Here is a 14,172-nt window from a genome sequence, read left to right as displayed (position 1 = left end):
CTATGCCGGTTTCCCGTTGAACAAGAGGCGCATATGACGGCAGACGGTGAAGGCGAAGATCAGCTTCTGGAAGGCTATTGGGATATCGGCCGCCTGGTTAGCGATCTGGGCGCGGTCCGTGGCCGGTGGCGGGAGGCCCAGCAGCATCATGCGGAATATGGAGCGGAAGGCTTTCCTTCGCGGGCCAATCTGACGAAGATCATGACGTCGCTCTGCGGCGCGCTGTTTCCCCTGCGGCTGGGGCCGAGCTTCGTGCGCATCCATAATGAGGATGCCTTCGTCACGCAGACCTTGCAGACGGCGCTCAGCCGCCTTTACGGCCAGATCCGCCTCGAACTGCTCTATGCCATGCATGACAGTCAGCCAGCAGAGGTCGATGCGGAAGCCGCCCGCATCATCGGCGCTTTCGCCAGCAGCCTGCCTAGCGTGCGCGAACTGCTTGATACCGATGTGGAAGCAGCTTTCCTCGGCGATCCGGCTGCGCGCAGCGTTGACGAAGTGCTGATATGCTATCCGTCGATGCTGGCTATCATCCATCATCGTCTCGCCCATCAGCTTTATGGACTCGGCGCGCCTTTGGTGGCGCGGATCACGTCTGAAATCGCCCATTCTCGCACCGGCATCGACATTCATCCGGGCGCCAGGATCGGTCACAGCTTCTTCGTCGATCATGGAACGGGCGTCGTTATCGGCGAAACGGCGATCGTCGGCAACAGGGTGCGGCTGTATCAGGGCGTCACGCTGGGTGCGCGAAGCTTCCCCGCCGATGAGAAGGGCGCACTGGCAAAGGCCCTGCCGCGCCACCCGATCATCGAGGATGATGTCGTCATCTATGCCGGCGCGACCATATTGGGCCGCATCATCATCGGCAGCCGTTCGGTGATCGGCGGCAATGTCTGGCTGACCGATAGCGTGCCGGCCGACAGCAATGTGCGCCAGGCGAAGGCGCAATATGAAGTAACCAGCCGAGTGGAGGTCTCCGCCCCGCATCGCGTCCATGCGCTGCGCGATGGGTTTGCGGAGAATATCTGAGCGGCAATCCAACCCATTCCGGCTGTTGCTGGCTAATTCCCTTCGCAGCTGTCGCCTTCGCCCGCGATCAGGTCCAGGCACCGTCCATCAATCTCGCCCTTGGGAACCGGCAAATGGATCAGCGCGGCGAGGGTCGGCATGATATCGGCCGTTTCCACGCCAAGCGGCTGTTCGAAATGCCGGAGCCCCTTGCGCCAAAACAGGATCGGCACCCTGCGATCAGTGTCCCAGGGGGATCCATGGGTAGCGACCGCCCCCTTAATGGGGTCAGCGATGGGTGTGACGCGCGGCTTGAGCAACAGGAGCAAATCGCCGGACCGTTCCGCATCAAAACTCGCGCGCGCTTCCTGCAGCAGGCTCCAGCTTTCGGGCGGACCTGAGGGGGAGGGGGCGGCCGCGATCTGCGCCTTGGTGAACACCGTTTCGACCTGCGGATGCGCACGCAGCAAGGCGAGCGTGGCCGCCTCTACCTTGGCGCGCTGCGCACGGGACAGGCTATGGTCGAAATAAAGATCGCCCGCCGGGCCGTCTCCCCGGATCAATTCCTTGCCGCCAATGCCAGTCCGTGCCGCAACAGCCTCCGACAAGGCGCGCGGCATCAGCGCGCGCTCCACCCGCTGTTCCATCGGCATCGCATTTTGGCGGTGCCGCTCGGGCAGGTCATGGCCGCCGTGGTCTGCGGTGAGGACAACCACATAGTCGATGCCCTGCTTGTCCAACTGATCGAAGAACGACCCTAGTTCCCGGTCCAGCCGATCGATCTGGATGCAGCTTTCGGTGCCTTCTGTACCATAAGCATGGCCGATGAGGTCAGTGGCGGAAAGTCCGATGGAAATAATGTCGGTCTGCCCCTGCTTGCCCAATCCCATGCTGTCGATCGCAGCAGCGGCAAAGGCGAGCGTCATCGCATCCTGTTCGGGCGAGGCGCGAAAAGCGCTGAAACTGTCGGCGGGGCGGGCGAAGCGGCCAGTGCCGACGCTCTTGCCTGGTCCAGTGCCGACGGGGAAATCCTTCGGTCCGCACTGCTGCGGCAGGTCAAAGCCGGGATTGGTCGTGGCGAGCCGTTGCGCAAAAATCTGGTTCACGCGATCGACCAGCGGCGGGGTGGGCACATTGGGATAGCTTACATAGCCCTTCGGCCCCAGCCACCAGACCTGATCCGCCTTGCTGCCGCCCATCATGATCGCCGCGCGATCCTTGCCCGCGATGGAAACGACCCGCGTCGCCGGATTGGCCGCCTTCATGCGTCCGCCAAGCGTCGGTACGCGCAGATGAATTGGCGAGGCGACATAGTTGCCGCTGCTGCTGCCCGGATGGCTCTCATCCTCGGCGCAGTAGATCATCTTGTCCGCCCGCGCGGCGTTCAGGTCTATCCAGCTGTTGGCGATGATCCCGGTGCGCGACGGACGGCTGCCGGTCAGGATAGTGCTATGACCAGGGCAGGTCTCGGTCGCGGCATGGCTCTGATAGCCACGCGGGAACACCGCGCCTTCGCTCAGGCGCTTCAGGCCGCCGCTATAATAGGGGCGATATTCATTGAATAGATCACCGGAAAATTGATCGACCGAAATGGCGATGATCAGCCGGGGTGCCGCCCCTGACGAGGCCGCCGGAGCAGGCGGTTGAGCCAGTACGGTCAGCGGTGCCGCCAGCATCAGGGCAGCGAGCGCTTTCTTGAACATCATTCCGACCCCTTCTGATGCCTTGACGGCGGGTGCAGCCGGACCTAGCCCGCTCTGATCCACCCGACCAGAGGCCCGATGCGGATTTTCCATGCCTTTCTGATGACGCTGGCGCTCTTTTTCGCGCCCGCCGTAGAGGCCCAGGGGGCGTTCGGAACGGGCGCGCCACACATTGCCGCGCGGCTGGTCCCCGAAAGCGATGCGCCTGCCCCTGGCCGGACGATCAACATCGCCTTTGCAATGACCCCGGAAGCGGGCTGGCATGGCTATTGGCAGAACCCCGGCGACGCAGGGCTTGGCATGACGGTCAAATGGGTGCTGCCCAAAGACGTCAGGATAGGCGAACTGCGCTATCCGGTGCCCGAAACGTTGCTCATCTCGGGCCTGATGAACCATGTCTATGAAGGCCCCTATGCGATCCTGGCGCCGGTGACGATCGCGCCGGACGTCGCGAACGGCATGCGTCTGCCCATACGAGGGCGGGCGGAATGGCTTGCCTGCACCGACAAGATCTGCGTGCCGGAAAGCGCGGACCTTTCGCTCGATCTGGTGGCGGGCGATGGCGTGATAACGCCCGCTGCACAAGCGCGCTTCGATGGCTGGCGCGCCCATCTGCCAAGGCCGCTTGGCAGCCGTGCGAGCTACGCGATCAAGGATGGGAAGCTGCGGCTGTCCGTCCCCTTTCCTGCGGATGCTACGGCGGCTGATGTTCATCTGTTCCCGCTGAAAGAAGGCTTAACCCGCTACGCTGCGCCGCAGACCGTCAGCCGCCAGGGCGATCGCCTGCTGATAGAAACCGAGGCAGGGCAGGGCTTCAAAGGCGGCACAGTACAGGCGGTTCTGCGCACCGGCGACCATGTCGGCTTCCTGCTCACGGCTGATCCCGGCGTGGTCGATGCCGCGGATAGCCGAGTGCTGCGGACAACGTTGATCGCCTTGGGCGGCGCGATCCTTGGCGGGCTACTGCTCAACATCATGCCCTGCGTTTTCCCGATCCTGGGCCTCAAGGCGTTGAAACTTGCACGCGCGGGGGGTGATGAGCGGAGCGTCCGGCGGGAGGCGCTTGCCTATGCAGCCGGGGTCATTCTCACATGCCTAGCGCTTGGCGCGCTGCTGCTGGCCATCCGGGCGGCGGGTGTGGCCGTGGGCTGGGCGTTCCAGCTTCAGGACCCGCGCGTCATCCTGCTGCTGCTGCTGCTGGTCACGGCGGTGGCCTTCAACCTCGCCGGGCTGTTCGAACTGAGCGTCTTTGGCGGCGGCGAGAAGCTCGCGGGCAAGGCGGGCGTGACGGGCGCATTCTGGACGGGTGCTCTCGTCGCCTTTGTCGCGACGCCCTGCACCGGCCCTTTCATGGGCGCTGCGATGGGCGCGGCGCTGGTCCTGCCGGTCGCCGCCGCGCTTGCGCTGTTCGCGGGCCTTGGCTTGGGCCTTGCTCTCCCCTTCCTGCTGCTCGCCTACATTCCCGCACTGCGCACCCGTCTGCCGCGTCCTGGACCGTGGATGGGCACGTTCCAGAAGATCCTGTCCCTGCCCATGTTCCTGACCGCGCTTGGGCTCGCCTGGCTGCTCGGCCAGCAGCGGGGCGTTGCGGCGATGACGATCGGCCTGAGCGCCGCGTTGCTGCTGGCGTTGTTGCTCTGGTGGCTGGGCGTGCGCCAGCATCGCGGCAAGCGGGGCGGGCGTGTCGTGGGCCTACTTTCGCTGCTTCTGCTCGGCGCAGGGGCGGTCCTGCTGCCCGCGCGTGCCGCCAGCGTCGCCCAGGCGCAGGATGGGGCCGTGCCTTTCGACGAAGCCCGGCTCGCCAGCCTGCGTGCGGCGGGAAAGCCGGTCTTCCTCTATTTCACCGCCGATTGGTGCCTGACATGCAAGGCGAATGAAGCCGCCGCCATCGATCGCGCCGAGACACGCGAAACCTTCGCCAAGGCGGGGGTCACGGTGATGGTTGGCGATTGGACCAACGCCGATCCGGCGATCACCCGGTTTCTGGAAGCGCAAGGCCGGTCGGGCGTCCCGCTATACCTCTGGTACGCGCCGGGGAAACAGCCGCAGACATTGCCGCAACTGCTGACCGTCTCCACCCTCACGGCGCTGGTGCGCTGATGGCGAAAATCCGCGCCGACCAGCTGCTCGTCGATAGCGGCCTCGCTGAAAGCCGGGCGCGGGCGCAGGCCCTGATCCTCGCCGGTCTCGTCTACCTGGGCGACAGGAAGATCGACAAGGCTGGCCAGCAGGTCGCGCAGGATGCGGAACTGGAGGTGAAGGGCCGGGATCACCCTTGGGTATCGCGCGGCGGCATCAAGCTTGCCCATGCCATCGAAGATTTCGCGCTGGACGTCACCGGCATGACCGCCATCGATGTCGGCAGCTCGACCGGCGGCTTTACCGACGTCCTGCTGACCAACGGCGCCGTGCGCGTCTATGCCGTGGATAGCGGCACCAACCAGCTCGCCTGGAAGCTGCGATCGGACCCGCGCGTCATCGTTCATGAACAGACGAGTGCGCGCATCCTGACCGCCGATCATATCCCGGAACCGGTGGACATCATCGTATGCGACGCCAGCTTCATCTCGCTTGCCAAGGTGCTGGAGCGGCCGATCAGCTTCGCCCGGCCCGGCGCGCATCTGGTCGCCCTTATCAAGCCGCAGTTCGAAGCGGGACGGGAAGAGGTGGGGAAGGGCGGCGTCGTGCGAGATCCCGTTATTCATACTCGGGTCTGTCAGGAAGTGCGTGAGTGGCTGACGGCGCAGGGTTGGACCGTCAACGGCCTGACCACCAGTCCGATCACCGGACCGCAAGGCAATGTCGAGTTTTTGATCCACGCCTCGCTTGGCGGATAATGCCGTCGCATTCGTTATTCCGAGTGCAGTTACATTTCGCGACAAATGCCCCCATTGTATCCTTTGCAAAGGCCCGATAGCCCTTCCTCATGCGCTCATCCCTGACCTTGTGCCTTCTTGCGCTGACGCTCGCCGGTTGCGGCGCGGAAAAGGAGAAGAAAGCGCGCCCGCCCGCTCTCGTGGAGGCTGCGCCGATCCGGCTTGCGACCTTCACCGATGAACTGGAGGCCGTCGGCACCGCACTCGCCAATGAGCAGGTCATATTGTCCGCGCCCGTGACGGAGCGGATCACATCGATCAACTTTGCCGATGGCGGTTTCGTCAGCCGCGGTCAGGTTATCGCCACCCTGGCCGTCGGGCAGGAACGAGCGGAACTCGCAGCGGCCGAAGCGCAGGCTTTGCAGGCCACGCAGCAGCTCGAACGGATACAGGCGCTCAAGAAACGCGGCTTCGCGACCGGCGCCAGTCTCGACCAGCAGGTCGCTGCCGCCAATTCGGCGCGCGCCAATGCGCAACTGGCGCGCGCCTCGATCGGCGATCGGGTTATTCGCGCGCCCTTTGCCGGTTGGGTCAGCCTGCGTACCGTCTCGCCTGGCGCGATCGTCTCGGCCGGGACGGCGATCGCAACGGTCAGTGATATTTCGCGGATAAAGCTGGATTTTACGGTGCCCGAAACCCGGCTGTCGATGATCCGCCAAGGGCAGTCGATCAAGGCCGTGTCGTCCGCTTATCCCGACCGGCCATTCACCGGCACCATCGCCACCATTGACCCGGTGATCGACCCGGCCACACGCGCGGTCAAGGTGCGGGCGATTTTGCCCAATCCCGATCGCGCCTTGAAACCGGGCATGCTGCTGACCGTCAGCGTCATCGCCCGCCAGCGCCAATCTCTCGCCGCGCCGGAACTGGCGCTGATCGGGGACGGGGAGGAGCGCTTTCTGTTCCTGGTCCAGGACCGCAAGGCCAAGCGGGTGAAGGTGGAAACCGGCATCCGGCAAAATGGTTTGGTCGAAATCCTGGGTGGCGTGCAACCTGGGTCAAAGGTCGTGACCGACGGCGTCGTGAAGCTGACTGACGGCGTCCCGGTGCGCCTGCCTGGCGACAAGTCGGGTCCCACCGCCAAAATGGCGGACCGCGCCGCCACTGGCGCCTGATCGGCGCGGGCGATGCAGCTTTCCGACCTTTCCGTCCGCCGGCCGGTCTTCGCAGCGGTCATTGCGGTGCTGCTCTGCATCGTCGGCGTGGTCGGTTATCTCAGCCTGTCGGTTCGCGAATATCCCGACACGGATCCCCCGATCGTCTCGGTGGAAACCAGCTACACCGGCGCTGCGGCCTCTGTCGTGGAAACGCGCATCACGCAGATCATAGAGGATGCGGTAGCAGGCGTTCAGGGCATCCAGACTATCAGCTCGACCTCGCGTGACGGCACGTCGGCGATCAGCATCGAATTTGATCCTTCGCGCGACATTGATTCCGCGGCCAATGATGTGCGCGACCGCGTCGGATCGGTCACCGAAGACCTGCCCGAAGACGCGCTCGCCCCCGAAATCCGCAAAGTGGACGCCGACGCGCGCGCGATCCTGTTCATCGTCTTTACCCGGCCCGGCTGGACCCCCACCCAGATCGCCGACTATCTTGATCGCAACGTCATCGACCGATTTTCCGCCATTGTCGGCGTCGCCCGCGTCAATGGCGGCCGGGATGAGCGGCCTGCCACTCGGATATGGCTTAATGCCGAGAAGCTTGCGGCCTTCGCCCTGACGCCCGCCGACATTGAAAACGCCCTGCGAGCGCAGAATGTCGAACTGCCTGCGGGCCGTTTTGAATCGAAGGATCAGAACCAGACCCTTCGCGTAGAGCGTGCTTTTTCAACGCCCGAGCAGTTCGCGCAGCTTGTCGTTGGGCGCGGGCAGGACGGCTATCAGGTAAAGCTTGGGGATGTCGCCCGGATCGAACAGGCCGCCGAAAATCCCTATACCTCCTTTCGCTCCAATGGCGGCACCGGCATCGGCGTCGGCGTCGTTCGCCAGTCCGGCGCAAATACGCTGGAAGTCGCTGAGCGGGCCAAGGCGCTGATCGAAGAATTACGGCCGGACCTGCCGCAGGGGATGAGCGTCAATATCGGCTCAGACGAATCCCTCTTCATCAGCCGCGCGATCGACAATGTTTATGACACTCTGCTCGAAGCCGCGATCCTGGTCATCCTTGTTATCTTCCTGTTCCTCGGATCACTGCGCGCGACCATCATCCCGTCGATCACCGTGCCGATCTGCCTGCTCGCGACCTGCGCCGTCATGTGGCTGCTCGGCCTGTCGATCAACCTGCTGACGCTTCTCGCCTTCGTGCTGGCGATCGGGCTGGTCGTCGATGACGCGATCGTGGTGCTGGAAAATGTCTATCACCGGATCGAACAGGGCGAAGATCCGCTGCTTGCCGCCTATCGCGGCACCCGGCAGGTCGGCTTTGCGATCATCTCGACCACGCTGGTCGTCTGTGCCGTGTTCGTGCCGGTCATGTTCCTCGCCGGCCAGACGGGGCTCCTGTTCCGCGAACTCGCCATCGCGATGATCGCTGCCATCGCCTTTTCCGGCTTCATCTCCTTGAGCCTCGCGCCGATGCTCTGTTCGAAGCTGCTGCGCCACAGCGAGCGCGGACGGCTGGCGCGTTGGGTCGATAAACGGTTTCAGCGGCTCGAAGGCGGCTATGCACGCTTGCTCGACCGCGTGCTGCGGCGGCCCGCCTTGGCGCTGGTCGCGCTGGTCCTTTTCCTGGGCGCGGCTGGCGCGCTTTTCATGACGCTGCCGACCGAACTTGCCCCGGCCGAAGACACTGGCGTGGTGGACGGCCAGGTCAGCGCGCCTGAAGGCACCGGTTTCGACCGGATGAAAGCCTATATGCGCGGCATCGAGGATGATCTTCAGCCGCTGCTCAAAGACGGCAGACTGAAGGTGCTGAACATCCGGACGCCCGGCGGCTTTGGCGCTAGCGATGATTTCAACGGCGGCAATATCATCGCCTTTCTCCGTCCCTGGGAAGAACGCAGCGTCACCACCGCCCAAGTGGCCGACGCGATCAACAAGGTCCTCGCCAATCAGACCGGCGTGCGCGGCAATGTCGCGCCGCGATCCGGCTTGGGCCGGGGCAGGGGACTTCCAGTCAACCTGGTGCTGGCTGGTTCAACCTATGAAGGGCTAGTCGCCGCGCGGGACCGGATCATGGCGGCGGCGGCGAGCAATCCGGGCCTCGTCAACCTCGACAGCGACTATAAGGAAACCAAGCCGCAGTTGCGGATCGAGGTGGATCAGCAGCGCGCGGGCGATCTTGGCGTGTCTGCTAACGACATCAGCCAGGCGCTGCAAACGCTGCTCGGGTCGCGCCGCGTCACCACCTATGTCGATCGCGGCGAGGAATATCGCGTGCTGATCCAGGCCGAGCGGGAAGGACGGCAGACGCCAGCAGACCTTGAACGCATCCAGGTCCGCAGCCGCACCGGCCTGCTTGTCCCCCTCTCGTCGGTGGTGACCATGCGCGAAGTCGCCGGGCCGCGCCAACTCAACCGCTTCAACAAACTGCGCGCGATCACCCTGACGGCGGCGCTTGCACCCGGCTATTCGCTGGGCGAAGCCTTGTCCTATCTGGAGGCGCAGGCCCGCCAGTCGCCAGAGGTGCTCGCGATCGGCTATCGCGGGGAAAGCCAATCGCTGCGGGAAACCGGGGGATCCATCTGGCTGGTTTTCGGCCTCACCATCCTCATCGTCTATCTGCTGCTCGCTGCGCAGTTCGAAAGCTTCATCCATCCCGGCGTGATCATCGCGACCGTCCCGCTGGCTGTCGCGGGCGGCGTGCTTGGGCTGGCGCTGACCGGCGGATCGGTCAATCTTTACAGCCAGATCGGCATCGTCATGCTGGTGGGTCTCGCCGCCAAAAACGGCATCCTGATCGTGGAGTTCGCCAACCAGCTGCGCGACGAAGGGTTGGAGGTCGCCGAGGCCATTCGCCAGGCCGCCGCCCGCCGCCTGCGCCCGATCCTCATGACATCGATCGCCACCGTCATTGGTGCGGTGCCGCTGGTCATTCGAGGCGGGGCTGGGGCTGCCGCGCGCCAGTCGATCGGCGTCGTGGTGGTGTTCGGTGTGTCCCTGGCCACGCTGATCACACTGTTCCTGATCCCTATCCTCTATTCGCGGGTTGCGGGACGAACCGTTTCACCGCAAACCGTAGGACGGCGGCTTGACACGGCTTTGAAGGATTCGCCCGAAGCCGCCGAGTGAGGAATAGTGGAGCTGCGCCGACGATGAACGAGATCGCGTCCCCAGGTCAGTTGCGCCTGGATTATCTCCGCTGGGCATTGGTCACGGTCCCGGCGATCGTCTTCCTGGGTTTCCTGTCCGGCAAGCTCGCCAATAGCGGCTATGGCAATCGCTGGTTCGACGCCCTCATCAAACCCGACTTCATGCCGCCGGGCTGGGCGTTCGGGGTGGCGTGGACGATCCTCTACATCTTCATGGGACTGGCCCTGGCGATCATCATCCATGCTCGCGGCGCGCGGGGGCGCGGCTTGGCCATCACCATATTCTTCGTCCAGCTGCTGCTCAACCTCCTCTGGTCGCCGCTCTTCTTCCGGGCGCATCAGGTGGATAATGCGCTTGCTTTGATCCTTCTGCTGTTCGTCCTGATGGCGCTCACCACATTCCTCTTTTGGCGCATCCGCCGCGTGGCGGGGCTGCTGCTGCTGCCCTATCTCGCCTGGCTGGGCTTTGCATCCGCGCTCAATTATGAGATCGGCCGCCTTAATCCCGACGCGGAAACCCTTGTGGCGCCCGCACTCAAGACCCAAATATAGATATGAAGGCGCATCTCACATGCGCCGCCAATCAAGGAATTAGGACATGCAGAGCGAAAACCGCTTTTTCGACGACCTCGCCAAGCTGGTGAATGGCGCCGCTGGAACGGTGGCTGGCATGAGCCGGGAATTTGAAACCAACGCCCGCGAAAAGGCCAAGCAGTGGATCGGCGGCATGGATTTCGTCAGTCGCGACGAGTTTGACGCGGTGAAGGCGCTGGCCGCGGCGGCCCGTGAAGAGGTCGAACTGCTGAAGGCCCGCATCGACGCGCTGGAGGGGAGGTCGGCTGAACCGGTGACAAAGACCGTTCGCTCACCCAAGGGCGGGACGCCGGGCGCAGAATAAGTGGGCCTTGCCGCCTGTCCGTTTTATTTCTGCAACGATGCCCTAATTTGACGCCTTTTCCCGATTCGGATGGTTTCCCTGCCATCGGGAAATGCTCTATGGCCAGCAGATGATGGACAGTGACGAATTTGAAAATGGCGGTCAGGAAGCCGCGCCGATCGACATGCTGGCCGCCTATTTTGAGGCGAATGGCTGGAGTTTCGATCAGGTCGGCGAGGATGAGATCGTCGCAAGCACCCAAGGTTCCTGGGCGCAATATGAACTGCGCGGCATCTGGCGCGACGAAGATCAGGTGCTGCAATTGCTGGCGCTCCCCGACATTCGCGTGACGGAGGATAAGCGCGCCGCGGTTTACGAGACATTGGGCCTCATCAACGAACAGCTCTGGCTCGGCCATTTCGAACTTTGGTCGTCGAGCGGCATCGTCCTGTTCCGCCACGGTGCGCTGCTGGGCGCAGGCGGCGTCCTGACGCTGGACCAGGCGCAGATCCTCGTCGAAACGGCGATCGATGAGTGCGAACGCTTCTACCCCGTTTTCCAGTTCGTCCTATGGGGCGGAAAGAGCCCGACCGAGGCTATTTCCGCCAGCCTGATCGAGACGCGCGGCGAAGCCTGAGGGGCATCCCCATGAATGATATCTGGCCGAAGAAGCTGTTCCTCGTCGGCTGCGGCAATATGGCAGGGCAAATGCTGACCCGCTGGCTGGCCTGCGGGCTGGACCCGGCGCGTGTCACCGTGCTGCGCCCCAGCGGCCGCGCGGTGGCGGATGGGGTGCAGGTCGTAACAGCCTATCCCGCTTCGCTCGCCCCCGGCACAACCGTGTTGCTTGGCATGAAGCCCTATCAGCTTGGCGATGTGGCAACCGCCTTGGCCCCCCTATGCGGAGAAGGGACGACGCTCCTTTCGATATTGGCGGGCACGCCGTTGGCGGACCTCAGGCGACAATTCCCCAAAGCAGGCCCGATCGTCCGCGCCATGCCCAACCTCCCCGTTGGCCTGGGGCAGGGCGTCACTGCCCTGCATGCCGAGGCGGCGAGTTCCGAGGCCGCGCGGACGGCGATCGACGCGCTCATCGCGCCGCTTGGCCTTGCGGAATGGATCGCCGATGAAGGGCAGTTCAACGAAGTCACGGCACTGTCGGGATGCGGCCCCGCTTTCCTGTTCCGCTTCATCGATGCCCTTGCGCGCGCAGGGGAGGCGATCGGCCTGCCAGCGGACCAGGCCGCCCGCATGGCGCTCGCGACCGTCCACGGCTCCGCAAATATGGCAGCGCAGGCGAGCGATAGCCCGGCCGTGCTGGCGGACCGCGTCGCGAGCCCTGGCGGCATGACGCGCGAGGGGCTGAATATACTCGATGCCGACGATCGGCTTCTGAAGCTCCTCACCGACACATTGTGCGCAGCCAGAGACCGGGGCGAAGAAATGGCGCAGGGCGGCTAGGCGGCGGTTCCTATCGGGCTGGATAGATCCTAAATGCAGGGCTGATCCTCCAGCCTTCCGGAGCTTGCCATGCTATCCGCCGACACGCCGATCCTTCTTCTAACCACCGGCGGGACCATCGATAAAATCTATTTCGATGCCCTGTCCGACTATCAGGTCGGCGAAACGGTGACGGCGAAGCTACTGGACATCGCGCGGGTCAAACGGCCTTTCCGCATCGAAGAAGTCACGCGCAAGGACAGTCTGGAACTGGACGACGCGGACCGCGCGCTGATCCGGGATCGCGTCATGGCGGCCCCGGAAAGCCACATCATCATCACCCATGGCACCGATACGATGACGGACACGGCCAAGAGGTTGGATGGCATCGCCGGCAAGACGATAGTGCTGGTCGGTGCACTGGCCCCGGCGCGCTTCGGGGAAAGCGACGCGAGCTTTAACCTCGGCATGGCCTTCGCCACGGCGCAAGTGGCGGGCCCCGGCGTTTACATCACCATGAGCGGATCGGTGTTCCCTGCTGATCAGGTCATCAAGGACCGGGCCAAGGGCGCCTTCGTGCTGCGGAGTCGATAGTGAGCGGAGTTATGGCAGCAACGGCGCTTATTGAGACCCGTTCGCTCCGAGCTTGTCGAAGGATTTCTTCCTCTCCAGAAAGTAGCGGGTTTCACCATTCAGATGAGGCGAATGACCCATTCGACAGCCCGAGCGGAGAGATGAAAATCGCGCTCGCTTCAATCCCTTCCTCCCCAATTCTGCACCTTGACGCCAACCGCTTCAAATCCAGCCCGCAGTCTCATCAGGAACCCAGCCGACCGATGAGCATTATTCGTGCGGGTGGCGTAACGATGAGGAGGACATTCATGGCCGATTATCAGGAGCGTCCGGCAACGACGACCACGGTGATTGAAAAGCGCGGCGGTGGCGGGACGGCGATCGCGGTGCTGCTGTTGGTGATAGTGGTGGCGATTGCCGCCTTCTTCCTGATCAGCAGCCAGACGCGCAAGGACAACGCGGTCGAAGGCGCCGCCACCCAGGTCGGTCAGGCCGCGAGCGATGTCAGCGACGCTGCGAAGGATGCCGCCAAGGGCGAATAGGGATTATAGTCCGGCGGATTGGTCTTCGATGCTTGCCAGGACGAAGAAAGGGCGCCCCGGCCGGGACGCCCTTTCTGTCTATCAACCTGCCGTTGTCGGCTCGGCCGTAGCGGGTTTCAGACTTCCACCTTCGCATGCTTGGGCGCGGCTTCGTTCAGAATGCGCAGGATCTTCTTGAGAGCGCTCGGCTCATCCGTCTCTTCCATTGCCGCGAGTTCGCGGGCGAGGCGGCTCGACGCTGCTTCGAAGATCTGACGCTCGGAATAGCTCTGCTCCGGCTGGTCGTCGGCACGGAACAGGTCGCGCGTCACTTCGGCGATCGACACCAGGTCGCCCGAGTTGATCTTCGCTTCATATTCCTGCGCGCGGCGCGACCACATGGTCCGCTTCACCTTGGGCTTGCCCTTCAGCGTTTCAATCGCCTCTTCCAGGGTCTTGTTGGAGGACAGCTTGCGCATGCCCACCCCTTCGGCCTTGTTAGTCGGCACGCGAAGCGTCATGCGCTCCTTTTCGAACCGGAGCACATACAGCTCCAATTCCATGCCCGCGATCTGCTCCTTCTGCAGCTCGACGACGCGGCCCACGCCGTGCTTGGGGTAAACAACATAATCACCAACGTCAAAGGACAGCGCCTTGGCAGCCATTTGAAACCTTTCTAATTCTACCGGGGACGAATACGCGCCGCGTCACAGATGCGCAAATAGGGCACAAGCCGGGGATTCCGCGGCGCCACCGTCAGGACATGAGCAAATACTCCAGGACGGATGCGACCGTTTCCGCCTCTTGCCGCCTATTTAGCAGATTCGTAACAAAATTGCCACCCCCAGACGCAAAATCCGGGAGTGAGCGTGCGAATGACACGCTAGGGATAGTCGCGGGCGCATGTTGAGGCCAACTT

Annotated in this window: 13 protein-coding genes; 11 read left to right on the top strand and 2 right to left on the bottom strand. The window is 63.6% G+C overall.

Features of this window, described 5'->3' with window-relative positions; all coding sequences use genetic code 11:
- Positions 1 to 33: 33 nt before the first annotated feature.
- The gene (epsC, locus tag ACFO3E_RS13225) at positions 34 to 1,032 is read left to right on the top strand and encodes a serine O-acetyltransferase EpsC (protein ID WP_380805359.1); all 999 of its coding nucleotides are present in this window, start codon (positions 34 to 36) and stop codon (positions 1,030 to 1,032) included.
- 32 nt (positions 1,033 to 1,064) lie between these two features.
- Here epsC and ACFO3E_RS13220 read toward each other — a convergent pair whose 3' ends face one another.
- Complete coding sequence (locus ACFO3E_RS13220) at positions 1,065 to 2,714, bottom strand: alkaline phosphatase family protein (protein WP_380805386.1); 1,650 nt, start codon at positions 2,712 to 2,714, stop codon at positions 1,065 to 1,067.
- Positions 2,715 to 2,792: 78 nt separating this feature from the next.
- On the opposite strand from ACFO3E_RS13220, the gene ACFO3E_RS13215 reads away from it, so the two are divergent.
- The 10 genes from ACFO3E_RS13215 (at position 2,793) to ACFO3E_RS13170 (ending at position 13,274) form a co-directional block, all read left to right on the top strand.
- Complete coding sequence (locus tag ACFO3E_RS13215; RefSeq protein ID WP_380805356.1) at positions 2,793 to 4,814, top strand: protein-disulfide reductase DsbD family protein; 2,022 nt, start codon at positions 2,793 to 2,795, stop codon at positions 4,812 to 4,814.
- A complete protein-coding gene (locus tag ACFO3E_RS13210; RefSeq protein ID WP_380805354.1) occupies positions 4,814 to 5,551 on the top strand; it encodes a TlyA family RNA methyltransferase in 738 nt (245 codons plus the stop codon). The genes ACFO3E_RS13215 and ACFO3E_RS13210 overlap by 1 nt, the downstream gene beginning before the upstream one ends.
- An 89-nt stretch (positions 5,552 to 5,640) precedes the next feature.
- The gene (locus ACFO3E_RS13205; protein WP_380805352.1) at positions 5,641 to 6,705 is read left to right on the top strand and encodes an efflux RND transporter periplasmic adaptor subunit; all 1,065 of its coding nucleotides are present in this window, start codon (positions 5,641 to 5,643) and stop codon (positions 6,703 to 6,705) included.
- A 12-nt stretch (positions 6,706 to 6,717) separates the two neighbouring features.
- Positions 6,718 to 9,822, top strand: a complete 3,105-nt coding sequence (locus ACFO3E_RS13200; protein WP_380805350.1) for an efflux RND transporter permease subunit — start codon at positions 6,718 to 6,720, stop codon at positions 9,820 to 9,822.
- Positions 9,823 to 9,845: 23 nt separating this feature from the next.
- Entirely contained in the window at positions 9,846 to 10,394 is a 549-nt protein-coding gene (locus tag ACFO3E_RS13195; RefSeq protein ID WP_380805347.1) for a TspO/MBR family protein, read from the top strand.
- A gap of 46 nt (positions 10,395 to 10,440) precedes the next feature.
- Positions 10,441 to 10,740: an accessory factor UbiK family protein gene (locus ACFO3E_RS13190; RefSeq protein ID WP_066524502.1), complete on the top strand. Its 300-nt coding sequence runs from the start codon at positions 10,441 to 10,443 to the stop codon at positions 10,738 to 10,740.
- A 109-nt stretch (positions 10,741 to 10,849) separates the two neighbouring features.
- Positions 10,850 to 11,356, top strand: a complete 507-nt coding sequence (locus tag ACFO3E_RS13185; RefSeq protein WP_066528600.1) for a type III secretion system chaperone family protein — start codon at positions 10,850 to 10,852, stop codon at positions 11,354 to 11,356.
- A gap of 11 nt (positions 11,357 to 11,367) precedes the next feature.
- Positions 11,368 to 12,180: a pyrroline-5-carboxylate reductase gene (proC, locus tag ACFO3E_RS13180; RefSeq protein WP_380805344.1), complete on the top strand. Its 813-nt coding sequence runs from the start codon at positions 11,368 to 11,370 to the stop codon at positions 12,178 to 12,180.
- A gap of 69 nt (positions 12,181 to 12,249) precedes the next feature.
- Positions 12,250 to 12,753 (top strand): asparaginase domain-containing protein, encoded by a 504-nt coding sequence (locus tag ACFO3E_RS13175; RefSeq protein WP_380805341.1) that lies wholly within the window; start codon positions 12,250 to 12,252, stop codon positions 12,751 to 12,753.
- Between the two features lie 287 nt (positions 12,754 to 13,040).
- The gene (locus ACFO3E_RS13170; protein WP_066524497.1) at positions 13,041 to 13,274 is read left to right on the top strand and encodes a hypothetical protein; all 234 of its coding nucleotides are present in this window, start codon (positions 13,041 to 13,043) and stop codon (positions 13,272 to 13,274) included.
- Positions 13,275 to 13,390: 116 nt separating this feature from the next.
- On the opposite strand, the gene ACFO3E_RS13165 is transcribed toward ACFO3E_RS13170, so the two are convergent.
- Entirely contained in the window at positions 13,391 to 13,918 is a 528-nt protein-coding gene (locus ACFO3E_RS13165; RefSeq protein ID WP_066524496.1) for a CarD family transcriptional regulator, read from the bottom strand.
- Positions 13,919 to 14,172: the final 254 nt, after the last annotated feature.

The organism is Sphingobium tyrosinilyticum (assembly GCF_042654265.1).
In the GTDB taxonomy this organism is placed as follows: domain Bacteria; phylum Pseudomonadota; class Alphaproteobacteria; order Sphingomonadales; family Sphingomonadaceae; genus Sphingobium; species Sphingobium tyrosinilyticum.
The sequence above is the reverse complement of the archived record's forward strand: the minus strand, read 5'-3'. Positions and strand labels throughout refer to the sequence as shown.